General features: G+C 62.6%; 20 protein-coding genes. 14 read left to right on the forward strand and 6 right to left on the reverse strand.

The window, feature by feature from the left end; all coding sequences use genetic code 11:
* Positions 1 to 48: 48 nt before the first annotated feature.
* Complete coding sequence (gene serB, locus B0E42_RS08705) at positions 49 to 1263, forward strand: phosphoserine phosphatase SerB (RefSeq protein WP_003197189.1); 1215 nt, start codon at positions 49 to 51, stop codon at positions 1261 to 1263.
* A gap of 161 nt (positions 1264 to 1424) precedes the next feature.
* Here the strand turns inward: serB and B0E42_RS08710 are convergent, their stop codons facing one another.
* The 4 genes from B0E42_RS08710 to B0E42_RS08725 all read right to left on the reverse strand — a co-directional run bounded on the left by B0E42_RS08710 (position 1425) and on the right by B0E42_RS08725 (position 6701).
* The gene (locus tag B0E42_RS08710) at positions 1425 to 3185 is read right to left on the reverse strand and encodes a molecular chaperone (RefSeq protein WP_077506240.1); all 1761 of its coding nucleotides are present in this window, start codon (positions 3183 to 3185) and stop codon (positions 1425 to 1427) included.
* 239 nt (positions 3186 to 3424) lie between these two features.
* A complete protein-coding gene (gene asd, locus B0E42_RS08715) occupies positions 3425 to 4285 on the reverse strand; it encodes an archaetidylserine decarboxylase (RefSeq protein WP_018614154.1) in 861 nt (286 codons plus the stop codon).
* 19 nt (positions 4286 to 4304) lie between these two features.
* The gene (locus tag B0E42_RS08720; RefSeq protein WP_024618865.1) at positions 4305 to 5120 is read right to left on the reverse strand and encodes a rhodanese-like domain-containing protein; all 816 of its coding nucleotides are present in this window, start codon (positions 5118 to 5120) and stop codon (positions 4305 to 4307) included.
* 42 nt (positions 5121 to 5162) lie between these two features.
* Positions 5163 to 6701: an HDOD domain-containing protein gene (locus tag B0E42_RS08725; protein WP_077506228.1), complete on the reverse strand. Its 1539-nt coding sequence runs from the start codon at positions 6699 to 6701 to the stop codon at positions 5163 to 5165.
* A gap of 165 nt (positions 6702 to 6866) precedes the next feature.
* Between B0E42_RS08725 and motA the strand changes: the two genes are divergently transcribed.
* The gene (motA, locus tag B0E42_RS08730; protein ID WP_018614160.1) at positions 6867 to 7718 is read left to right on the forward strand and encodes a flagellar motor stator protein MotA; all 852 of its coding nucleotides are present in this window, start codon (positions 6867 to 6869) and stop codon (positions 7716 to 7718) included.
* A gap of 3 nt (positions 7719 to 7721) precedes the next feature.
* The gene (gene motB / locus B0E42_RS08735; protein ID WP_018614161.1) at positions 7722 to 8768 is read left to right on the forward strand and encodes a flagellar motor protein MotB; all 1047 of its coding nucleotides are present in this window, start codon (positions 7722 to 7724) and stop codon (positions 8766 to 8768) included.
* A 135-nt stretch (positions 8769 to 8903) separates the two neighbouring features.
* Here motB and rsgA read toward each other — a convergent pair whose 3' ends face one another.
* Positions 8904 to 9935 (reverse strand): small ribosomal subunit biogenesis GTPase RsgA, encoded by a 1032-nt coding sequence (gene rsgA, locus B0E42_RS08740; protein WP_014336294.1) that lies wholly within the window; start codon positions 9933 to 9935, stop codon positions 8904 to 8906.
* Positions 9936 to 10044: 109 nt separating this feature from the next.
* Here rsgA and orn point away from each other — a divergent pair, with 109 nt between their 5' ends.
* Together orn and B0E42_RS08750 are read left to right on the forward strand one after the other, a co-directional pair.
* Positions 10045 to 10587, forward strand: a complete 543-nt coding sequence (gene orn, locus B0E42_RS08745) for an oligoribonuclease (protein WP_024618862.1) — start codon at positions 10045 to 10047, stop codon at positions 10585 to 10587.
* A gap of 238 nt (positions 10588 to 10825) precedes the next feature.
* The gene (locus B0E42_RS08750; RefSeq protein ID WP_172681127.1) at positions 10826 to 11440 is read left to right on the forward strand and encodes a trimeric intracellular cation channel family protein; all 615 of its coding nucleotides are present in this window, start codon (positions 10826 to 10828) and stop codon (positions 11438 to 11440) included.
* Here the strand turns inward: B0E42_RS08750 and queG are convergent.
* Complete coding sequence (gene queG, locus B0E42_RS08755) at positions 11422 to 12501, reverse strand: tRNA epoxyqueuosine(34) reductase QueG (protein ID WP_024618860.1); 1080 nt, start codon at positions 12499 to 12501, stop codon at positions 11422 to 11424. The two genes, B0E42_RS08750 and queG, sit on opposite strands and share 19 nt — an antisense overlap.
* Positions 12502 to 12564: 63 nt before the next feature.
* Between queG and B0E42_RS08760 the strand changes: the two genes are divergently transcribed.
* The 9 genes from B0E42_RS08760 to hflC all read left to right on the forward strand — a co-directional run bounded on the left by B0E42_RS08760 (position 12565) and on the right by hflC (position 22627).
* A complete protein-coding gene (locus B0E42_RS08760) occupies positions 12565 to 14064 on the forward strand; it encodes a bifunctional ADP-dependent NAD(P)H-hydrate dehydratase/NAD(P)H-hydrate epimerase (RefSeq protein WP_077506229.1) in 1500 nt (499 codons plus the stop codon).
* Positions 14052 to 14519 carry a tRNA (adenosine(37)-N6)-threonylcarbamoyltransferase complex ATPase subunit type 1 TsaE gene (tsaE, locus tag B0E42_RS08765; protein WP_014336299.1) on the forward strand — a complete coding sequence of 156 codons (468 nt, stop codon included), beginning with the start codon at positions 14052 to 14054 and terminating at the stop codon, positions 14517 to 14519. The genes B0E42_RS08760 and tsaE overlap by 13 nt, the downstream gene beginning before the upstream one ends.
* 3 nt (positions 14520 to 14522) lie before the next feature.
* Positions 14523 to 15953 (forward strand): N-acetylmuramoyl-L-alanine amidase, encoded by a 1431-nt coding sequence (locus B0E42_RS08770; protein WP_053177889.1) that lies wholly within the window; start codon positions 14523 to 14525, stop codon positions 15951 to 15953.
* Positions 15950 to 17863, forward strand: coding sequence for a DNA mismatch repair endonuclease MutL (gene mutL, locus B0E42_RS08775; protein ID WP_077506230.1), 1914 nt, complete (start codon positions 15950 to 15952; stop codon positions 17861 to 17863). The genes B0E42_RS08770 and mutL overlap by 4 nt, the downstream gene beginning before the upstream one ends.
* The gene (gene miaA / locus B0E42_RS08780) at positions 17863 to 18834 is read left to right on the forward strand and encodes a tRNA (adenosine(37)-N6)-dimethylallyltransferase MiaA (RefSeq protein ID WP_077506231.1); all 972 of its coding nucleotides are present in this window, start codon (positions 17863 to 17865) and stop codon (positions 18832 to 18834) included. The genes mutL and miaA overlap by 1 nt, the downstream gene beginning before the upstream one ends.
* Positions 18835 to 18925: 91 nt before the next feature.
* The gene (gene hfq, locus B0E42_RS08785) at positions 18926 to 19186 is read left to right on the forward strand and encodes an RNA chaperone Hfq (protein ID WP_003186419.1); all 261 of its coding nucleotides are present in this window, start codon (positions 18926 to 18928) and stop codon (positions 19184 to 19186) included.
* A gap of 12 nt (positions 19187 to 19198) precedes the next feature.
* Complete coding sequence (gene hflX, locus B0E42_RS08790) at positions 19199 to 20500, forward strand: ribosome rescue GTPase HflX (protein ID WP_003197227.1); 1302 nt, start codon at positions 19199 to 19201, stop codon at positions 20498 to 20500.
* Between the two features lie 85 nt (positions 20501 to 20585).
* A complete protein-coding gene (hflK, locus tag B0E42_RS08795) occupies positions 20586 to 21758 on the forward strand; it encodes an FtsH protease activity modulator HflK (RefSeq protein ID WP_018610077.1) in 1173 nt (390 codons plus the stop codon).
* Entirely contained in the window at positions 21758 to 22627 is an 870-nt protein-coding gene (gene hflC / locus B0E42_RS08800; RefSeq protein WP_018610083.1) for a protease modulator HflC, read from the forward strand. The genes hflK and hflC overlap by 1 nt, the downstream gene beginning before the upstream one ends.
* The last annotated feature ends 325 nt before the right edge of the window (positions 22628 to 22952 follow it).

Consider the following 22952-nt stretch of genomic DNA (forward strand, 5'->3'; position numbering starts at 1 on the left):
ACTGAATGTGGGTAGAATGCGGTTTTTTTCCACCTGCGGGGGTGCGCCTTGCGCGAAATCGTCCTGATAAACATCACTGGCAGCGACCGTCCGGGTCTGACTGCGGCCATTACCGGCGTTCTGGCCCAGGGTGGTGTGAACATTCTCGACATCGGTCAGGCGGTGATCCACGACACGCTGTCGTTCGGTATCCTGGTTGAAATTCCGGACGCCGAACAAGGCAAGTCCGTGCTCAAGGACATCCTGTTCACCGCCTACAAGCTCGACCAACAGGTCCGCTTCACTCCGGTGTCCGAGGACGATTACCGGCATTGGGTGGCTGGCCAGGGCAAGAAACGCCACATCGTGACCTTGTTGACCCGCAAGGTCACCGCCGAACAGTTGCAGCGCGTCAGCTCGATCACTGCCAAATATGACCTGAACATCGATCACATCGACCGACTGTCCGGGCGCATGCCGCTGGACACCCCGGACGACAAGGGCAAGGGCTGCATCGAGTTTTCGGTGCGCGGTGAACCGGCCGATCCCCAGGCGTTGCGTGCCGAGTTCCTCAGCGTGGCCCAGGAACTGAATGTCGACATCGCCTTCCAGGAAGATTCGCTGTTCCGCCGTAACCGCCGCCTGGCGGTGTTCGACATGGACTCGACGCTGATCGAAGCCGAAGTCATCGACGAACTGGCCAAGGCGGCCGGCGTGGGCGACAAGGTCTCGGCCATCACCGAGCGAGCCATGGCTGGCGAGTTGGATTTCCGCGCCAGCTTCAAGGAGCGCCTGGCACTGCTCAAGGGGCTGGACGTCAGCGTGCTGGATTCCATTGGCGCTTCCCTGCGCCTGACCGAAGGCGCCGAGACGCTGTTCGCCGAACTCAAGCGCCTGGGCTACAAGACTGCCATCCTGTCCGGCGGCTTCACCTACTTCGCCAAGCAGTTGCAGGCCAAGCTCGGCATCGACTACGTGTTCGCCAACGAACTGGAAGTAGTGGATGGCAAGGTGACTGGCGTGGCCGTCGAGCCGATCGTCGATGCCCAGCGCAAGGCGGACCTGCTGCGTGAACTGGCTGAAAAAGAAGGCCTGCGCCTGGAGCAGACCATCGCCGTGGGCGACGGTGCCAACGACTTGCCGATGCTGGCGATAGCGGGCCTGGGCGTGGCGTTCCGCGCCAAGCCGCTGGTCAAGCAGTCGGCCAGGCAGGCGATTTCAACCTTGGGGCTGGATGGGGTGTTGTACCTGTTGGGCTTCAGGGATCGTGACGGGCAGCTCTGAGTCTGTCGCAATCTTTGTGGCGAGGGGATCTAGCTGTGGGAGCAAGGCTTGCCCGCGATAAACGATAACGCGGTCTATAAAAAAACCGCGGTGCCCGCATCGCGAGCAAGCTTTGCTCCCACAGAGAATTCTCTCTTCACAAAGGGTTACGCGTTGGCTGTCTAGAGCGACTTCCACAACGAATCAAAATTCCCCTCTTGGTCGCCGCCATCCCCAGTCTCGGCTGAGTCTTCCGGGTGATAGGAAAACTGGTTGAAGCTGTGGGTACTGGTGACCCGGCGGTCCAGGCCGGCGCGGCGTTCCTGGCCGTTGGTATTGATCAGCACATGCTGGCCCTCCTGGAAAGGCAGGCGTGGGGCGATCATGGTCGGGGGCAGGTCAATGGCACTGATCTCGGGCAGCAACAGCCCGCGCAGGTAGTGACCGTGCTCATTTTTTTCCCGGACCAGTTGCAGCCCGCAAGGCTGGGCGTGCGGTGCCACCAGCTCGATGCCCATTTGCATGGCGCCGTTGCGCACTTGCCGGATCCAGCGCACCACGGCAACGCTCCAGGCCTGGTCGCTGGTGTCCCGGATGCCGATCATTTCCCCGGCTTGTAGTTGTTCCGGCACTTCCTTGGGCCAGCCGAGGCAATAGCCGCCAGGGCTGTGGTTGATGATTGGCAGGTCGTAGGTGGGGAAGTGATGCTGGTTGTCGGAGCTGGTGCCATCGTCATCGGCCGGGTTGACCGGGTACTCGATTTCTTCATAGGGCAGCAGGTCGCTGTCGCCGGCGGGGGCGGCGTCGAAGGCTTGGCCCCAGGTGTCGTTTGTCTTGCTCGGCGAGGCTTCGAAGCGGGCCTTGCGGGTGGTGGGGCTTTTCAGTATTTCGTTGAAAGAGCGCTCGCCGCCGAGGTAGTAGTGCAGGGCACTCATGCCCACGCACAGCGTCAGCGTGCCGTTGCCCTCGGTGCGCTGGAAACTGCGTTCGGCTGCTTCGCCCCAGGCTGCATGCAGGTGATGCAGGGTGTCGATGCTCATGCCACTCGGTACTGGCAGACTGTGCTCGGCAGGTTGTTCCAGGTGAGTGGCGATTACGCGCACCAGGGGCTGTGGATCGAACCCCTGCAAGGTCGGCTGCTGTTCGGCGCGGAACTTGGAACGATAGCGTGGCCCGACATCCAGCTCCGGAGCGACCGCGAACAGGCTGGTAGCGCTGGTGGCGGGGTCCAGCTTGACCCACTGGCTCCAGGATTCGAGCACTTCGGTCAGTCGTCCGATCTGGCTCTGGCGCAATTGATTGCTGCGTGAAGCGCCCAGCAACAAGGCGACGACATAGGTTTGCTCGGCGTTCAATTGATGAACCTGGCTGGCCAGTTCGTCACTCACGCTCAAGTGCTGCAAGCGGTGCAGGCAGGCGATCCGGTACAACTGATGCAAATCGAGCCACAATCCCTCGGGCACTGGGCTGTACAGCTGGCTCGCACGCAGCAGCGGGCCGTTGAGGGCATGCAGCGCCCGTTGCAGCGCGGTGCTCAGCAGGCGGGCACGGTCCTTGGTGTATTTCGACGCGATACGCGCCACGATCTGTTTGTAGCCCATCGCCAGCTGGGTTTGCAGGGCCTGGCACAAATTGACGATCTTGCGCGAGCGATCATCCAGCACGATGGCCTGTTGCAGGAAGTGGCGCTCCAGGTGCTTGCAGACGTAATACACCTCGGGCCGCAGCAGCTCGAGCAGTTGCAGGCGATTGTCGCTGGGCGTGAGCAGTTGGTTGAGTTCACCAAGGGCTTGGTACAACAGGCGGGCGGTTTCGCCGATGTTGGCCTTGGGCAGGTTGGCGATCCAGCGTTTGAGGTCCTTTGGCGTAGCATCGCAGAATGACAGGCGTGATTGTGTCGGGGTCAGGACGCGCAATAGCTGGAGAGGGCTGGTCTCATTCATGCCGTGTACGGGCTCCGGCGGGAAATAAACGTGATGTTCCAACTCTAGCAGCTGACAGGCCGGCGCGTTGCCCTGAATGTGCTGTGGGAGCAAAGCTTGCTCGCGATGCAGGCGCCGCGGTTTCTTTTGGACCGCGTCATCGTTCATCGCGGGCAAGCCTTGCTCCCACAGGCCTTGCTCTCACAATCCTACTCCCGCAGGCCTGCCTCTACAGGCCTGCTTCAAGGGGCGGGTGTGAATCAGGCTTTCGGCAATGCCAGGCCCTGGCCCATCTGTACTGGCGAACCGGCAACCAGGCCTTCGGCCCATTTCACCTGGTCCGGCCCGAACAGCACGATGGCCGTCGAACCCAGCTTGAAGCGACCCAGTTCGGCGCCTTTTTCCAGATGAATCGGCGCGCGGGCGGCTTCGTCATAACGGAAGGTTTTCAGCTCGCGTTTGGGCGGTGTCACCAGCCCGGCCCAGACGGTTTCGATGGACGCCACGATCATCGCGCCCACCAGCACCACGGCCATCGGCCCGCGTTCGGTGTCAAAAATGCACGCCACGCGCTCGTTACGGGCAAACAGCTCCGGGACGTTTTCGGCGGTGGTCTGGTTGACCGAGAAAATCCGCCCGGGGATGTAGACCATCTCCCGCAGGGTGCCGGCCAGAGGCATGTGCACGCGGTGATAGTCCTTGGGGGACAGGTAGATGGTGGCGAAATCGCCGCCCATGAACGGTGCCGCATTGGCCGCATCACCGCCGAGCAATTCCAGCACGCTGAAACTGTGGCCCTTGGCCTGGAAGACCCGGCCGTGCTCGATCGGGCCCAGCTGGCTGACGGCACCGTCGGCGGGGCTGAGGATCGCGCCCGGGGTTTCGTCCAGTGGGCGCGCGCCGTCTTTCAGGGCGCGGGTGAAGAAGGCGTTGAAGTGCTCGTAGGCAGTCAGGTCTTCCACCAGGGCCAGGGACATGTCCACTTGGTAGCGCTTGGCAAACCATGCGGTGAAGGCGTTCTTGAACCAGCGCACGCGGCATTCGGCAATGCAGCCGGCCAGCCGCGACAGCAGGTGGTGGGGCAGCAGGTATTGAGTGAGGATGAACAAACGGTTTTTCATTAACTGTCCTTAAGAACCTTTAAAGCTCGATGGGGGTGTCGGGGTGGTTGCCCCATTCGCCCCAGGAACCGGCATAGCCTTTGACCCGTGGATAACCGAGCGCCTTGGCCACCAGGTAGGTGAAGCCGGAGCGGTGGTGAGTCTGGCAGTGGGTGATGATTTCTTTGTCAGGCGTGATGCCCAATTGTTCGAGGATTTGCGGCATGTCCTTGCGGATGCGCAGGTTGCGCGCCGGGTCCATGCCGGCAGTCCATTCGAAATTGACCGCGCCGGGAATGTGCCCGCCTCGGGCTGCGACGACTTTCTCGCCGGAGTATTCCAGCGGGCCGCGAGCGTCCCAGATCGCCAGGTCGGCAGCACCGAGACGGCTTTGCAGGTACTCACGGGTGGCGGTGGGCGCTTCGTGCAGTGTCAGGCTGACCGGGCCTGCGACGGGCGCAGGCACTTCGACGGACACCGGCAGGCCTTCGTCCAGCCACGACAGCAAACCACCGTCGAGGTAGTGGTAGTTCGAGTGGCCGATCACGTCCAGCAGCCAGATAAACCGCCCGGCCCAGCCGCCGCCTTCATCGTCATAGACCACGTAGACCGCATCCGGGTTGTGCCCGAGCTCGCCGAACAGGGTTTCCAGGTCGGCTTTGGCCGGCAGCAGGCCCGGCGCCGGCGGTTGGCCGAGCTGGGTACGCTTGGGGTCGACGAAACGTGCGCCGGGGATATGGCCGGTGCTGTAGCGGGCGGCGCTGGTCAGGTCCACCAGAATCAGTTCGCGGGCGTCGAGGCGCGGCAGCAGTTCGCTCGGCTCGATCACCAACGGCAAGCCAGAGAAGTCAGGCATGTGAGGTCTCCAGGGGCGCAAAGGGAAAAGATTGTAGCAAGTTCAGCGGCCGCGGTTGGTAAAGGTATGCAGGGCCCTTTCGATGCATTGCACGGTTTTGCTGAAGGCTTGCACGGTGACGTCCGAGAACGGCCCGCCGCCCTGGTCCACCGCCACTAGCATGATCACTCGGCCATTGCAGGTCAGGGAGCGCAGCAGCAGGTGCTCCCCCCGGAACAGGCTGCGCAGGCCCGGTGGCAGCAGCGCCGAAAACTGCGCGTTGTTGTCCGGGTTCAGGCGAACCTGGGCCTGCTGGGCCAGCAACCGCTGCAAGATTTTGCTCTGGCTGATGGTAAAGCTCATGGCCGCGGCTTCTTTGGGCAGGCCGGCGATCTGGTGTACGCGCACGCTGGTCTGGGTGCGGTCGGCCATCAGGATCATCACCCGGCGCATGCCGCAGGCCAGCAACACGTCCCGTGCCGAGGTGGTCAGGTGCATGGCATTGCTGAAGGGGCTCGGTTCCACCAGCAGTGCGGAACATTGCTTGCGCCACTGGCTCAGGTCTTCGGCGCTGGGTGGGGGAGGAGGTAGCAAGCCGGGGTGGATGCGACGGCTGCCCCAGGGCCAGAGCAACGCCACGGCCGGATGCCAGAGGTCCGGCATGGCGTCATGACGGGCGCTGGTGACGGCTTGTTGGTGCAGCTGTTGCTGGACCTCATCGATCGGCATCTGCAGATACAAACTGGTGAGGTATTGCCAGCGGGCAGTGTGGGGGCTGTCCCAGGCGTGTTGCGCTGAAAGTGCCAGGCCGTTGGCCAGCAACACGGTATTGGCCGGTTGATTGAGCCAGCGCCGCAGGGTCGGGTCATCGTCCAGGCGATTCTGCTGGCGCAGCGGGTGCTCGCTGTCCCGGGCGATGCGCAGGACCTGCACCAGCTCGCGGCGTTCATTGAGCAGCAGGCGATAACCTTGCGCAATCCAGATGGGCAAGCGCCACGTCTCCACCAGCGCCAGGCAGATTTCCAGCAGGCTGACGCCGAACAGCTCGCGCTCTACCTTGCGCGCGGGCTCGCCTTTGTGGGCGACCCGCAACTCCCACTCCCCGAGCAATCGCGGATGAGTCAGGGCCAGGGGCCAGAGTGGCGACAGGAACAACAGGCTGCCCCAGTGTATGTCTTGCCACAGTCGCGCCAGGCGGCTGGCAAAAAAACCATTGGCCTGTTGCGTGGCGTGCTGGCTGATCAATTGCAGCTGGCGCAAGGCGATGGGGATTTCGTGCCCCGGCAATGACGGCAGGCGGGCGAGCAGTTCCTCGGTGCGCTTGAGGCCGAGGCGGTTGATCGCCACTTCGAGGTTTTCCGCAGGTTCTGCAAGGCTGCCATGGGTGTGATGGTTGGCTTCGCGGATGACGCTCAGGGCCAGGGCGGGGCTGTCCTGCATCAGGTCGGCGATGTCGCGCAATGAGCGGCGGCTGTCGGCGATGGCCTTGCAGACCAGGTCATGGCTGGCCTGGGGCACCGGCAGATGCACGCCGTTGAGCAGCTTTACCCAGCCTTCGAGGGTGCTCGGTCGAGGCGTTGGAACCTTGGTTTCGTTAGTCATGGCTGGACGTGATCATCGTATGAATTCTCTACGCCCGGAACGGGGCAAATTGGCTTTTCGCCAGAACAGCCTATAGTCTGGCGCAGTTTTGCCGATAAGTAGAAGAAGAGATTTTTCAGCTTCCGAATATGACCTTGAACCCGACTAAGTAAGTACTTTCTATCTATGGCTAAAATTATCGGCATCATTGTCGTGTTCGCGAGCGTGCTCGGCGGATACGTACTCTCCCATGGCAAGATTGCTGCGCTGATCCAGCCTTTCGAGGTGTTGATCATCGGTGGTGCGGCCCTTGGCGCATTTTTGCAGGCCAACCCCGGCTACATGACGATGCATGTGCTCAAGAAGTCCTTGAGCATGTTCGGTTCGCGTTTCAGCCACACCTTCTATCTGGAGGTGCTGGGGCTGATCTACGAGATCCTCAACAAGAGCCGCCGCGAAGGCATGATGGCGATCGAAGGCGACATCGAAGACGCCGCCGCCAGCCCGATTTTCGCCAAGTACCCCTCGGTGCTGAAGGACGCCCGCATGACGGCGTTCATCTGTGATTACCTGCGCATCATGTCGTCCGGCAACATGGCGCCCCATGAACTCGAAGGCCTGTTCGACATGGAGCTGTACAGCCTCAAGGAAGACCTGGAGCACCCGTCCCACGCCGTCACCGGCATCGCCGACGCCATGCCTGGTTTCGGTATCGTCGCGGCGGTATTGGGCATTGTGGTAACCATGGCTTCCCTGGGCGATGGCGACCAGAAGTCCATCGGCCTGCACGTCGGTGCGGCACTGGTGGGTACCTTCTTCGGTATTTTGGCCGCGTACGGTTTCTTTGGCCCGTTGGCCACTTCCCTGGCCCATGACGCCAAGGAAGAACTCAATGTCTATGAGGCCATCAAGGCTTCCCTGGTGGCCTCGGCCTCGGGCATGCCGCCCTCGCTGGCGGTGGAGTTCGGTCGCAAGGTCCTGTACCCGGCGCACCGTCCAAGCTTTGCCGAGCTGGAACAAGCGGTTCGCGGTCGCTAAGTTATGGAAAATAACCAGCCGATCATCATCAAGCGCGTCAAGCGCATAGCCGCTGGGCATCACGGGGGCGCCTGGAAAATCGCCTTCGCCGACTTCGCGACGGCGATGATGGCGTTCTTCCTGGTGCTGTGGCTGCTGTCCACGGCAACCCCGGAACAGAAGATCGCCATCGCCGGTTACTTCAAGGACCCGGTGGGTTTTACTGAAAGCGGCACGCCGTACATCATCGACCTGGGCGGCTCACCGACCCTGGCGCCGGACACGACCCTCAACCCTGAAGTCAAATCCCAGCCTCAGCCCGACAAGGTGACGACGGATACCGAGCAAGTCGAAGGCATGGCCGAGCAGATTGAGCGCGAGCGCCTGGAGTTGCTGCTGCAGGAATTGCAGAACAAGGTCGAAGAGAATCCTGAACTGCAGAAGTTCAAGGATCAGATTCTGTTCGAGATCACGCCGAACGGCTTGCGCATCCAGATCATGGACGCCGAGAACCGGCCGATGTTCGACTCTGGCAGCGCGCGCCTGAAGCCTTATTTCGAAGACATCCTGCTGGCCATGGCCGACACCATCAAGGCGGTGCCGAACAAGATCAGCATCAGCGGTCACACCGATGCCAAGCCTTACGTGGGCAAAGGCGATTTCGGTAACTGGGAGTTGTCGGCCAACCGCGCCAACGCGGCCCGTCGCGCCCTGGTGGCCGGTAGTTACCCGGATGAGCAGGTGGCACGGGTGGTCGGTTATGCGTCTTCGGCGTTGTTCGACCGCAAGGATCCGTTCAACCCGGTCAACCGGCGTATCGATATCGTGGTGTTGACCAAGAAGGCCCAGCAGGCCATCGAAGGTTCGCAGACTGACGATCCGGCGCCCGATCCGGCCCAGGGCGAGGGCGCGCCGGGGGAAGCTCCTGCTTCGCCCGTCACACCTGGCGCGGCGGTCGATCCGAACGCGTTGCCGGCGGACCAGCAACCCGTACCGGCCCATGAACTGCGCGAGCGCCTGAACCTGTTCGACGACGCGGCGCCGAAGCCGGCCGAACCGCCGGCGCAGTGACCTAAGAGCCGATACAGACCGTGGGAGCAAGGCTTGCCCGCGATGAAGGCGATGCGGTCTTTCAAAGACCGAGGCGCCTATTTCGCGAGCAAGCTTTGCTCCCACAGATCCTCTCGACTCACATTCCTTTTAGAATCAGTAACTGCTTTCCGGCAGGCTGGCGATGATCGAGCGGTAGCTGTTCATCCGTTGCTGATGCACGCGGCCTTCTTCCAGGGCCTTGAGCAAGGCGCAACCAGGCTCGCGGTCGTGCTTGCAGTCGCGGAAGCGGCAGGTGCCGATCAGCTCGTTGAACTCGATGAACCCTGCTTCCACATCGGCCCGGCTGACGTGGCCCAGGCCGAACTCGCGGATACCCGGCGAGTCGATCAATTCACCGCCGCCAGGGAAGTGGAACAGCCGCGCCGTGGTGGTGGTGTGAGTGCCTTGGCCGGACAGCTCGGACAACGGCCCGACGCGTGTCTCGACTTCCGGCAGCAGGCTGTTGACCAGCGACGACTTGCCGACGCCGGACTGGCCGACGAACACGCTGATGCGCCCGTCCAGTTGCTGTTGCAATTGTTCCATGCCGTTGCCGTGATGGGCCGAGACTTCCAGCACCGGGTAACCCAAATCCCGATAGACCGACAGCAGGGCGTTCAGCGCCGGGGCGTTGTGCTCGTCGATCAGGTCGAATTTGTTGAGCAGCAACAACGGACGGATGCCGGCGTGTTCGGCGGCCACCAGGTAGCGGTCGATCAGGTTGGCGTGGGGCTCGGGCAACGGGGCGAACACGATGACGATCATGTCGACGTTGGCGGCCACGGGCTTGAGCTGGCCTCGGCTGTCCGGACGGCACAGCTCGGTGTGGCGTGGCAATTGCGCGACGATCACGCCGATGCCCTGGTTGCCGGCACGCCAGACCACCTGGTCGCCCGTCACCAGCGCTGGCAGGTTGGCGCGCAGGTGGCAGCGGAACACCTGGCCGGCCAGTTCGCCTTCCCGGGCCTCGACCTCGACCTGCACACCGAAGTGGGCAATTACCAGGCCGGTCTGTTCAGGGCCCAAGTCGCCACCCTCCAGGGCTTCGACGGCACTGGATTCGCGTTTGGCGGCACGAGCTGCGCGCTCGCCCTGGATCTTTTCGATGCGCCAGTTTTGACGACGATTGAGTTGGCGTTTGGCCATGGGTGTTCCGTATGAAGAAATGCAGCGAATAGGGTAAAACGGCCGCGAGTTTAGCACGCCCAAAGGCCGGCCTAGGCTAAACTGCGTGGCTACGCCGAGGAGCTTCCCTATGCAAAACCCGCAGAACCTGATCTGGATCGACCTGGAAATGACCGGTCTGAACCCTGATACCGACGTCATCATCGAAATGGCCACCATCGTCACCGACAGCGACCTCAACACCCTGGCCGAAGGCCCGGTGATCGCGATCCATCACAGCGACGAGATCCTCGCCGGCATGGACGAGTGGAACACTCGCCAGCACGGCGGCTCGGGCCTGACCCAGCGGGTGCGCGAGAGCAAGATCAGCATGGCCGAGGCCGAGGCCCAGACCCTCGCCTTCCTGGAGCAATGGGTGCCCAAGGGCAAGTCGCCGATCTGCGGCAACAGCATCTGCCAGGACCGTCGCTTCCTGTACACCCACATGAAATCCCTGGAAAGCTACTTCCACTACCGCAACCTGGATGTCTCCACCCTCAAGGAACTGGCCGCGCGCTGGGCGCCAGAAGTGCGCGACAGCTTTCAGAAAGGCGGCAGCCACCTGGCCCTGGACGACATCCGCGAGTCCATTGCCGAGTTGCAGCATTACCGTAAGCACTTCATCAAGTTCTGATTGAAGCGCACGGCGCTCTTGTGGCGAGGGGAGCTCTGGGAACAAGACTTGTGGGAGCAAAGCTTGCTCGCGAAACAGGCGACTCGGTTTCTGAAGGACCGCATCGCCATCATCGCGGGCAAGCCTTGCTCCCACAGATATCCTGACCACAGATTCATTGTTTGGCATGGTTGATAGCTGCCCTCTTTTGGTGCCTGCCCAAACTGGCTAGACTGCGCGCCTTCCCGTAAGGACCGCCATCATGTTGCTGATGCTCTATCTGATCGCCATCACCGCTGAAGCCATGACTGGCGCCTTGTCTGCCGGGCGTCGGGGCATGGACTGGTTCGGCGTGGTGCTGATCGCCTGTGTCACGGCGCTGGGTGGCGGTTCGGTGCGTGACGTGCTGCTCGGTCATTACCCGCTCACGTGGGTCAAGCACCCGGAATACCTGGTGCTGACCACGGCGGCGGCGATGCTGACGGTGTTCCTGGCGCGCTGGATGCGTCATTTGCGCTCGTTGTTCCTGGTGCTCGACGCCGTGGGGTTGGTGGCGTTCACCCTGATCGGCTGCATGACGGCCCTGGAAATGGGCCATGGCATGCTGGTGGCGTCGGTCAGCGGGGTCATCACCGGGGTGTTCGGCGGTATCCTGCGGGACATCTTCTGCAACGATATTCCGCTGATCTTTCGTCGCGAACTCTATGCCAGCGTCTCGTTTGCTGCGGCGTGGTGCTATCTGCTCTGTGTCTACCTGCAATTGCCGAACGAACAGGCGATCCTCATCACCTTGTTCGGCGGTTTCCTGCTGCGGCTTTTGGCGATTCGCTTTCGCTGGGAAATGCCGAAGTTTGTCTACAACGACGAGGTTTGACGCTCGGCATGTTGACGCAGGGCCCACTCCACGTGCTCGCGCACCAGCTCTGACGGATAGTTGCGCCGTGCCTCCAGCGCTTGCAGCACGGGGATCGTTGACGGCGCATTACCCAGGCCCACCGCCAGGTTGCGCAGCCAGCGCTCGTAACCGGCACGGCGCAGCGGTGAACCTTCGGTGCTGCTGAGAAATTTGTCCTCGTCCCACATGAACAGCTCGGCCAGCCCGGCATTGTCCAGGTTGTGCCGCGGCTTGAAGTCGCTTTCCCCGGACGGTCGGGCGAAGCGGTTCCATGGACAGACGATCTGGCAGTCATCGCAGCCGAACACTCGGTTGCCGATCAACGGCCGCAGCTCCTCGGGGATGGCGCTTTTCAGCTCGATGGTCAGGTAGGAAATGCAGCGGCGGGCATCGAGTACGTAGGGCCCGACGAAGGCATTCGTAGGACAGATGTCCAGGCACGCGGTGCATTTTCCGCAATGTTCGCTGGCGTGGGGCGGGTCCACCGGCAGCGGCAGGTCGACAAACAGCTCGCTCAGGAAGAAATAGCTGCCGGCCTTGCGGTTCAACACCAGGGTGTTTTTACCGATCCAGCCCAGGCCGGCCTGTTCGGCGATGGCTTTTTCCAGGACCGGCGCGCTGTCGACGAAGGCGCGATAACCGAAGGGGCCGATGACCGCCTGAATTTTTTCTGCCAATTGCTGCACACGTTTACGGATCAATTTGTGGTAATCGCGGCCCAATGCATAGCGCGAGACGTAGGCTTTCTCCGGTTGGCCGAGCATTTGCGCCATGTGCGTATCGCCCGACAGGTAGTCCATGCGCAGGGACACCACCCGCAGCGTACCTGGCACCAGTTCCTCGGGGTGCGAGCGTTTGCTGCCGTGGGCGCCCATGTAGTCCATTTCGCCGTGGTAGCCGGCATCGAGCCAGCGTTGCAGGTGTTGCTCATGCTCGGCAAGGTCCAGGCCGCTGATGCCGACCTGCTGGAAGCCCAGCTCACGGCCCCACTCCTTGATGGATTGGGCGAGGGCGGGGAGGTCTGTGGGAATGGCAGGCATGAGGCGAGAGAAACCAGAGCTGAGATGCGTATAATTCTGCCAGACATCGGAGCCCGAAGACGCATGCCGCACACTAAAGATGATTTTCCCGACGCGCTGTACAGCGCTGCGCAGGTCCGGGCCCTCGACGCACAACTGATCGCGGCCGGCACCGCCGGTTTCGAATTGATGCAGCGCGCCGCCCGCGCCACCTGGCGAGCGATGGTTCGGCGCTGGCCTGACGCCCGCGAGCTGACGGTGCTGGCCGGTCATGGCAACAATGCTGGCGATGGCTACCTGGTCGCGACCCTGGCCCGGCGCGCCGGCTGGTCGGTGCGGGTGCTGACCGTGGGCGAACCCCGGCGATTGCAGGGCGACGCCGCCATTGCCCACGCCGAGGCTGTAGCGGTGGGCGTGCCAATGGAACCGTGGTCGGATGCAGCCGAGTTGCGTGGCGTGTTGCTGGATGCGTTGCTCGGCACGGGGCTGAGTGGCGATGTGCGCGAGCCTTATGTGCAAGCGATCGATACGATCAATGTCAGCGGCCTGCCGGTCGCGGCGGTGGATATCCCCTCGGGGTTGTGCGCCGACACGGGGCGGGTGCTGGGCACGGCGGTAGCGGCCGACCTGACCGTGACCTTCATTGGTCTGAAACTGGGCCTGTTTACCGGCGAAGCGGCGGACCGGGTCGGTGAGCTGGTATTCAACGACCTGCACGCCGATCCAGATATTGTTGAAGCGGCACCGGCCAGTGCCCGATTGCTCTCACCCCATAATCTGCCACGTCTGACGCCTCGCGCGGCCACTGCCCACAAAGGCAAGTTCGGTCTCGTGCTGTTGATCGGTGGCGACCGGGGCTTTGGCGGCGCCATCCAGATGAGCGCCGAAAGTGCCCTGCGCTGCGGTGCGGGCATGGTTTCGCTGGCGACCCGCAGCGAGCATGTATCCGCCGCGCTGACGCGTTTGCCGGAAGTCATGGTGCAGGGCACCCATTCGGCGAACCAGTTGATGGGCTTGCTCCACCAGGCCAGCGTGCTGGTGGTCGGTCCAGGCCTGGGCCAGGCCGCCTGGGGGCGTAGCCTGTTGTCGGCGGCGGCCAACGCGTCACTGCCGCAGGTGTGGGATGCCGATGCGCTGAACCTGCTGAGCAACGGCGATGTCCGTCTGCCTGAGCAGTGTGTCATCACCCCGCACCCGGGCGAGGCTGCGCGATTGTTGGAGATGTCCACAGCCCAGGTGCAGGCCGATCGCCCAGCGGCGGCCCATGCATTGAGCCAGAAATACACCGCCACGGTGATCCTCAAGGGCGCCGGCAGCCTGATTGCCAGCCCGGACGGTCGCCTGGCGGTTTGCAGCCAGGGCCATCCGGCCATGGCCACGGCGGGCCTGGGGGATGTGCTGGCCGGCGTGGTCGGCGCCTTGCTGGCCCTGGGCATGGAGGGGTTCGAGGCCGCGTGCCTGGCGGTCTGGCTGCATGCCAATGCCGGTGCCCAGGCCGGTCGCTCGGGCCGGGGATTGGCAGCGACCGATCTGATCCCGGCCATTCGTCAGTTGTTGGAGGAGCATTCACCGTGTCTGAAGTAACCCTGTACGTGGCGGACGAACAAGCCATGACACAATTTGGCGCCCGCATCGCGCAGGTCACCGCCGGCCACGGCCTGATTTTTCTCGAAGGCGATCTCGGCGCGGGGAAAACCACCCTGTCGCGTGGCATCATTCGCGGCCTCGGGCACGTCGGCTCCGTCAAGAGCCCCACGTTCACCCTGGTCGAGCCCTATGAGATTGGCGACATTCGCGCCTTCCATTTCGACCTGTATCGACTGGTGGATCCTGAAGAGCTGGAGTTCCTCGGTATCCGCGATTATTTCGAAGATGACGCCTTGTGCCTGATCGAATGGCCCCAGAAGGGTGCAGGCTTTTTGCCAAAGCCCGACCTGACCATTACCATTGGCGCGCAGAACGGCGGGCGTTCGTTGAAACTGACGCCGCAAGGCTCGCGTGGCGAGTCGTGGTGTGCCGCTTTGGCATTGGAAAACTAATTGATGATGGGGTTTGGTATGCGCTTTCGCGCGGTGGTTGCTGTCGTAGGACTGTTGCTTACGGCACTGGCCGTCGATGCTGTGGCCGAGACAAAGGTCAACAGCGTTCGCCTCTGGCGGGCGCCGGACAACACACGGCTGGTGTTTGACCTGACGGGCCCGGTGCAGCACAGCGTATTCACCCTGACCGCCCCGGATCGCCTGGTGATCGACATCAATGGGGCGTCCCTGGGCGCGCCGTTGAACGTAGCGACCGCCAACACGCCGATTACCGCGATGCGCTCGGCCCAGCGTACGCCGACCGACCTGCGGGTGGTCATCGACCTGAAAAAAGCCGTGACCCCGAAAAGCTTCACCCTGGCCCCCAACGCCCAGTACGGCAACCGGCTGGTGGTGGACCTGTTCGACAACCCGGCCGATGCGGCGCCACCTGCGCCGCCGCCGACCAATGTCGCCACGCTGCCAGCGGTGCCGGTGGCCCCGCCCGAGCCGGCCCTCAAGCTGCCACCGGCCCCGGCCGGCAAGCGCGACATCATCGTGGTGATCGACGCCGGTCACGGCGGTGAAGACCCGGGCGCCTCGGGCTCGCGCGGGCAGCGTGAAAAAGACGTGGTGCTGTCCATCGCCCGTGAATTGCAGCGCCAGGTCAACGGCATGAAAGGCTTTCGCGCCGAACTGACCCGTACCGGCGACTACTTCATCCCCTTGCGCGGGCGTACCGAAATCGCTCGCAAGAAAGGCGCCGACCTGTTCGTCTCCATCCACGCCGACGCCGCGCCTTCGGCGGCGGCGTTCGGGGCCTCGGTGTTTGCCCTGTCCGACCGCGGTGCCACGTCCGAGACCGCCCGTTGGCTGGCCGACAGTGAAAACCGTTCCGACCTGATCGGCGGTGCCGGCAACGTCAGCCTTGATGACAAGGACCGGATGCTCGCTGGCGTATTGCTCGATTTGTCGATGACCGCCTCGTTGACCTCCAGCCTGAACGTCGGCCAGAAAGTCCTGAGCAACATCGGTCGCGTCACGCCGCTGCACAAGCAGCGCGTCGAGCAGGCCGGGTTCATGGTGCTCAAATCGCCGGATATCCCGTCGATCCTGGTGGAAACCGGCTTCATCTCCAACGCCAACGAGGCGTCCAAGCTGTCGTCCTCCAGTCATCAACAGGCCCTGGCCCGTTCCATCAGCAGCGGCGTGCGGCAGTTCTTCCAGCAGAACCCACCGCCAGGCACCTACATTGCCTGGCTGCGCGACTCCGGCAAGATCGCCCAGGGCCCAAGGGACCATCGGGTCAATCCCGGCGAAACCCTGGCGATGATCGCCGTGCGTTACCAGGTGTCCCCCGCGACCTTGCGCAGCGCCAACAACCTCAAGAGCGATGAGCTCAAGATCGGCCAGACCCTGACCATTCCCGGCAATGACGTGGCGGTCCAGCAATGAGTGACGAAGTGATCGGCAGCAACGCTCGCATCGAACTGCTCAGCCCCCGGCTGGCGAACCAGATCGCCGCCGGTGAAGTGGTCGAGCGCCCGGCGTCGGTCATCAAGGAGTTGCTGGAAAACAGCCTTGATTCCGGAGCCAAGCGCATCGATGTGGATGTCGAGCAGGGCGGCGTCAAGCTGCTGCGGGTGCGCGATGACGGTGGCGGTATTTCTTCCGACGACCTGCCGCTGGCCCTGGCACGTCACGCCACCAGCAAGATCCGCGACCTGGAAGACCTCGAGCGGGTCATGAGCCTGGGGTTTCGGGGCGAAGCGCTGGCGTCCATCAGTTCGGTGTCGCGCCTGACCCTCACCTCCCGCACTCGCGACGCCGAGCAGGCCTGGCAGGTCGAGACCGAGGGCCGGGACATGGCCTCTCGCGTGCAGCCCGCGGCCCATCCGGTGGGCACCTCGGTGGAAGTGCGCGACTTGTTCTTCAATACCCCGGCCCGGCGCAAGTTTCTCAAGGCCGAGAAGACTGAATTCGATCACCTGCAAGAAGTCATCAAGCGCCTGGCCCTGGCGCGTTTTGACGTGGCCTTCCATTTGCGCCACAACGGCAAGACCATCCTCAGCCTGCACGAGGCCCACGATGATGCGGCCCGCGCCCGGCGTGTCGGCGCGGTGTGCGGCGCGGGTTTCCTGGAGCAGGCCTTGCCCATCGAGGTGGAGCGCAATGGCCTGCACCTGTGGGGTTGGGTCGGCTTGCCGACGTTTTCCCGCAGCCAGGCGGACTTGCAGTATTTCTACGTGAACGGTCGTGCAGTGCGCGACAAACTGGTGGCCCACGCGGTGCGCCAGGCGTATCGCGATGTGCTGTTCAATGGCCGGCATCCGACCTTCGTGCTGTTTTTCGAAGTCGATCCGGCCGTGGTCGACGTCAACGTGCACCCGACCAAGCATGAGGTGCGTTTCCGCGACGGGCGCATGGTTCACGATTTCCTCTACGGCACCTTGCACCGTGCCTTGGGCGATGTGCGTCCGGAAGATCAACTGGCGGCACCAGCGGCGGTGGGCGGCATGGTCCGGCCAACGGGGTTGGACGCTGGCGAATTCGGGCCCCAGGGTGAAATGCGCCTGGCGGCCAATGCCCTGCTGGAGCAACCCCAGCCTCAGCCGAGCTACAGCACGGCCGGCAGCGGTGCCGGCAGCGGCTATCAATATCAATACAGCCCGCGCCCGCAATCCAACGTGCCGGCAGGCGAGGCCCAGGCGGCCTATCGCGAGTTCTTCAAACCCTTGCCGGAAGCCGGAGCGGCGGCGATGCCCGACGGCCAGGGCGATATCCCGCCGCTGGGCTATGCCCTGGCGCAACTCAAAGGCATTTATATCCTCTCGGAAAATGCCCAGGGCCTGGTCCTGGTGGACATGCACGCCGCCCATGAGCGGATCATGTACGAGCGGCTGAAAATCGCCATGGCCAGCGAAGGCTTGAGCGGCCAGCCGTTGTTGGTGCCCGAGTCCCTGGCCGTCAGCCAGCGCGAAGCCGATTGCGCCGAGGAGCATGTGGCCTGGTTCCAGCGCCTGGGCTTCGAATTGCAGCGCCTGGGCCCGGAAACCCTGGCGATCCGCCAGATTCCGGCCCTGTTGAAACAGGCCGAGGCCAATCGCCTGGTCAGCGACGTGCTAGCGGACTTGATGGAGTACGGCACCAGCGACCGCATCCAGGCGCACCTGAACGAACTACTCGGCACCATGGCCTGCCACGGCGCGATCCGCGCCAACCGGCGCCTGGCCCTGCCGGAAATGAACGGCCTGCTGCGGGACATGGAAAACACCGAACGCAGCGGCCAATGCAACCATGGCCGGCCGACCTGGACCCAACTGGGTCTGGACGACCTGGACAAACTGTTCCTGCGCGGTCGTTGATGAGCCAGTTACCCCCCGCGATTTTCCTGATGGGACCGACCGCTGCCGGCAAGACCGACCTGGCCATCGAATTGACCAAAGTCCTGCCCTGCGAGTTGATCAGCGTCGATTCGGCCCTGGTCTACCGGGGCATGGACATCGGCACCGCCAAGCCGTCGAAAGAACTGCTGGCCGAATTTCCCCATCGCCTGATCGACATCCTCGACCCGGCCGAGGCTTATTCGGCGGCCGATTTCCGTCGTGACGCGCTCCAGGCCATGGCCGAGATCACCGCGCGGGGCAAGATCCCGCTGCTGGTGGGCGGCACGATGCTGTATTACAAGGCTTTGGTCGACGGGCTGGCGGACATGCCGGCGGCCGATCCCGAGGTGCGCGCGCAGATCGAAGAAGAGGCCGCGCGCCTTGGCTGGCAAGCCCTGCACGAGCAGTTGGCAATCATCGATCCGGAATCGGCGACGCGTATTCACCCCAATGACCCGCAGCGACTCAGTCGGGCCCTGGAGGTTTATCGGGTCAGCGGCCAGAGCATGACCGCCCTGCGCCAGCGACAATCTGCGCAAAGTACTGAAGCAGCCGCTTCGGGACTGCAACAATTGCCCTATACTGTCGCGAATCTGGCCATCGCTCCGGCGAACCGGCAAGTGCTGCATCGGCGAATTGAACAAAGATTCACATTAATGTTGGAACAGGGGTTCATAGACGAGGTCGTAGCCCTGCGTGAGCGAAGTGACCTGCATGCCGGGTTGCCGTCTATACGTGCGGTAGGTTATCGACAAGTCTGGGATTACCTGGACGGCAAGCTGACGTCAGCCGAGATGCAGGAGCGTGGGATCATAGCCACGCGCCAATTGGCGAAACGCCAGTTCACCTGGCTGCGCAGCTGGACTGACTTGCATTGGCTCGACAGTCTCGATTGCGACAATCTGCCACGCGCCTTGAAATACCTTGGGACCATCTCCATATTGAGCTGAGTCCTTGCAATTGCCGTCTATCCTTGGGGGTGTGACGGCCCAAGCCATCTGATTCCGATTTTTATTATTGATCCTTAAAGGAGTGCGGCACATGTCAAAAGGGCATTCGCTACAAGACCCTTACTTGAACACTTTACGTAAAGAGAAAGTTGGGGTGTCCATCTATCTGGTCAACGGGATCAAACTGCAAGGCACGATCGAGTCTTTCGACCAGTTCGTCATCCTTCTGAAAAACACCGTCAGCCAAATGGTCTACAAGCACGCGATCTCGACAGTCGTGCCAGTTCGTCCAATTCGTCTGCCTAGCGCAACCGAATCCGAAGGCGGTGACGCTGAACCGGGTAACGCCTGATAGGAGCCTCCTTTGTTCTTTGAGCGCCACGGTGGTGGTGAACGGGCCATTCTCGTTCACTTGGATGGACAGGACCCTGAGGCGCGCGAAGATCCGCAGGAGTTTCAGGAATTGGCACTTTCGGCCGGCGCCGAGACCGTCGCGTTTTTCAACGTGCCGCGTCATCGGCCAACCGCCAAGTTCCTGATCGGCAGTGGCAAGGTCGAGGAGTTGCGCGACCTGGTCAAGGCCGAACAGGTCGATCTGGTGATTTTCAATCACATCCTCACGCCCAGTCAGGAGCGCAACCTCGAACGTGTCTTCGAGTGTCGCGTGATCGACCGTACGGGGCTGATCCTCGATATTTTCGCCCAACGTGCCCGCACCCATGAAGGCAAGCTCCAGGTCGAACTGGCCCAGCTTGAACACATGAGTACGCGCCTGGTTCGCGGCTGGACTCACCTTGAGCGGCAAAAAGGCGGTATTGGCCTGCGCGGCCCGGGTGAAACCCAGCTGGAAACCGACCGGCGCCTGTTGCGGGTGCGCCTGCGCCAGATCAAGGGGCGGCTGGAAAAGGTCCGCAGCCAGCGCGAGCAGTCGCGACGCGGCCGCAAACGGGCAGATATCCCGACGGTTTCACTGGTGGGTTATACCAACGCCGGCAAATCGACCCTGTTCAATAACGTCACCCAATCCGACGTCTACGCCGCCGACCAGTTGTTTGCCACGCTCGACCCGACCCTGCGCCGGCTCGACCTGGACGACCTCGGGCCGATCGTGCTGGCCGACACCGTGGGCTTCATTCGTCATTTGCCGCACAAGCTGGTCGAGGCTTTTCGGGCTACGCTCGAAGAGTCGAGCAACTCCGACCTGCTGCTGCACGTGATCGATGCCGCCGAGCCGGACCGGATGCTGCAGATCGAGCAGGTGATGGTGGTGCTGGGCGAGATCGGAGCCCAGGACTTGCCGATCCTCGAGGTATACAACAAACTCGATTTGCTCGAAGGCGTGGAGCCGCAGATCCAGCGCGATGCCGATGGCAAGCCGCAAAGGGTCTGGCTGTCGGCCCGTGATGGCACCGGCCTGGACCTGCTCAAGCAGGCCGTGGCCGAGCTGTTGGGCAACGATCTGTTTGTCGGCACCCTGAAGTTGCCGCAACGTTTCGCCCGGCTGCGAGCCCAGTTCTTTGAGTTGGGGGCCGTGCAAAAAGAAGAACACGACGACGAAGGCGTCTGCCTGCTGGCTGTTCGCCTGCCTCGGGCGGAGCTCAATCGGCTGGTCAGTCGCGAAGGGCTGCAACCGATGGAATTCATCGAGCAACACACTTTGCAATAAAAGCCTGAGAAAGCTGTGTCAGGCATTCTGTAGCATTGGTCGGCGCGCCGTGGGTGCGTCTTTGCTTTATCAGATGGAGAGCGCTATGGCTTGGAATGAGCCGGGTGGCAACTCGAATAATCAGGATCCTTGGGGTGGCAAACGTCGTAACAACGGCGACCGCAAGGGGCCGCCAGATCTCGACGAGGCCTTCCGAAAGCTGCAGGAAAGCCTGAACGGTTTGTTCGGTGGTGGTAAAAAACGCGGTGACGAGGGTGGCGGTCGTCCGGGCAAGGGCGGCGGTTTTGGCCTGCTCGGCATCGGTCTGGTCGTGCTGGCGGCTGTCTGGCTGTACAGCGCGGTCTATGTCGTGGACGAGCAGGAGCAGGCCGTGGTGCTGCGCTTCGGCAAGTACTACGAGACGGTTGGCCCGGGCTTGAACATCTATTTCCCGCCGATCGACCAGAAGTACATGGAGAACGTCACGCGTGAGCGGGCGTACACCAAGCAGGGCCAGATGCTGACCGAAGACGAGAACATCGTCGAAGTGCCGCTGACCGTGCAATACAAGATCACCAACCTGCAGGACTTCGTGTTGAACGTCGACCAGCCGGAAATCAGCCTGCAGCACGCGACCGAAAGTGCCTTGCGCCATGTGGTGGGTTCCACCGCCATGGACCAGGTGCTGACTGAAGGTCGTGAACTGATGGCCAGCGAAATCAAGGAGCGCCTGCAGCGGTTCCTCGATACCTATCGCACCGGTATCACCGTCACCCAGGTCAACGTCCAGAGCGCGGCAGCCCCGCGTGAGGTCCAGGAAGCCTTCGACGACGTGATCCGTGCCCGTGAAGACGAGCAGCGTTCGCGCAACCAGGCCGAGACCTATGCCAACGGCGTCGTGCCGGAAGCCCGTGGTCAGGCCCAGCGCATCATCGAGGATGCCAACGGTTACCGTGATGAAGTGGTCTCCCGTGCCAAGGGTGAGGCTGATCGTTTCACCAAGCTGGTGGCCGAGTATCGCAAGGCCCCTGAAGTGACCCGCCAACGTCTGTACCTGGACACCATGCAGGAAGTCTTCAGCAACACCAGCAAGGTCCTCGTGACCGGCAACAAGAACGGCCAGAGCAATCTGCTGTACCTGCCGCTGGACAAGATGGTCGAGAGCGGTCGCAACACCAGCACGCCACCGACCAGCTCGGCGGCGGCCAGCAATGAGGCCGGCACCCGTGCGGCGGCGGACCTGCAACAACAGCAAGCACGTACCAGGGAGAGTCGCTGATGAGCAATAAATCGCTGATCGCCCTTATTGTCGGTGTCGTCGTGGCGATCGCTGCCTGGAACTGCTTCTACATCGTGGCTCAGACCGAGCGCGCGGTGTTGCTGCAATTCGGTCGCGTGGTCCAGGCTGATGTCCAGCCAGGGCTGCATGTGAAGGTGCCGTACGTCAACAAGGTGCGCAAGTTCGACGCTCGCCTGATGACGCTGGATGCGCCGACGCAACGCTTCCTGACGCTGGAAAAGAAAGCCGTGATGGTGGATGCCTATGCCAAGTGGCGTGTGAAGGATGCCGAGCGCTTCTACACCGCGACCTCTGGTCTGAAGCAGATCGCCGACGAGCGTCTGTCCCGTCGTCTGGAATCGGGCCTGCGTGACCAGTTCGGTAAGCGCACGCTGCATGAAGTGGTTTCCGGTGAGCGTGATGCGCTCATGGCCGACATCACCCGTTCGCTGAATGCGATGGCGGAAAAAGAGCTGGGTATCGAAGTGGTCGATGTCCGGGTCAAGGCCATCGACCTGCCGAAGGAAGTGAACCGCAGCGTGTTCGAGCGCATGAGCACCGAGCGTGAGCGTGAAGCCCGCGAGCACCGCGCCAAGGGTAACGAGCTGGCCGAAGGCATCCGTGCCGACGCCGATCGCCAACGCCGCGTGCTGCTGGCCGAAGCCTATCGTGAATCGGAAGAGGTCCGTGGTGATGGTGATGCCCAGGCCGCTTCGATCTACTCCAAGGCCTACGGTCAGGATCAGGAGTTCTACGCGTTCTACCGTAGCCTGCGTGCCTACCGTGAAAGCTTCGCGAACAAATCCGACGTCCTGGTCCTGGACCCAAGCAGCGACTTCTTCCACTACCTGGAAAAGTCCAAGCCTTGATGCGACGTTGACCTGAGACACTCCGCCCGGCGGCTAAAGCGTCGGGCGGGGTGATCCTTTGGGAAAACGTGTGTATGATGCGGCAGCCGGGAAATTCCCGGCTTTTTTGCGTCTGCACGTTCGATTGCGGTTTATAGGTGCAGGCGTCGGGTTGAACGACCCGACAGGTTTTTCGAGGGAAGTGCCGGGCGAGGCCGATTGTGGGCCATTCGTCACGTCGCTCTTGCGCGTTTTTTGCCCAGGATGCGCGCCTGGCGCAGGCATTTTCTGCTTCACTCAAGGCCAGCCCGAAAGCTGGCCGCCCGGACCATAGGGGAATGGCGTA

The organism is Pseudomonas sp. A25(2017) (assembly GCF_002001065.1).
GTDB lineage: Bacteria > Pseudomonadota > Gammaproteobacteria > Pseudomonadales > Pseudomonadaceae > Aquipseudomonas > Aquipseudomonas kilonensis.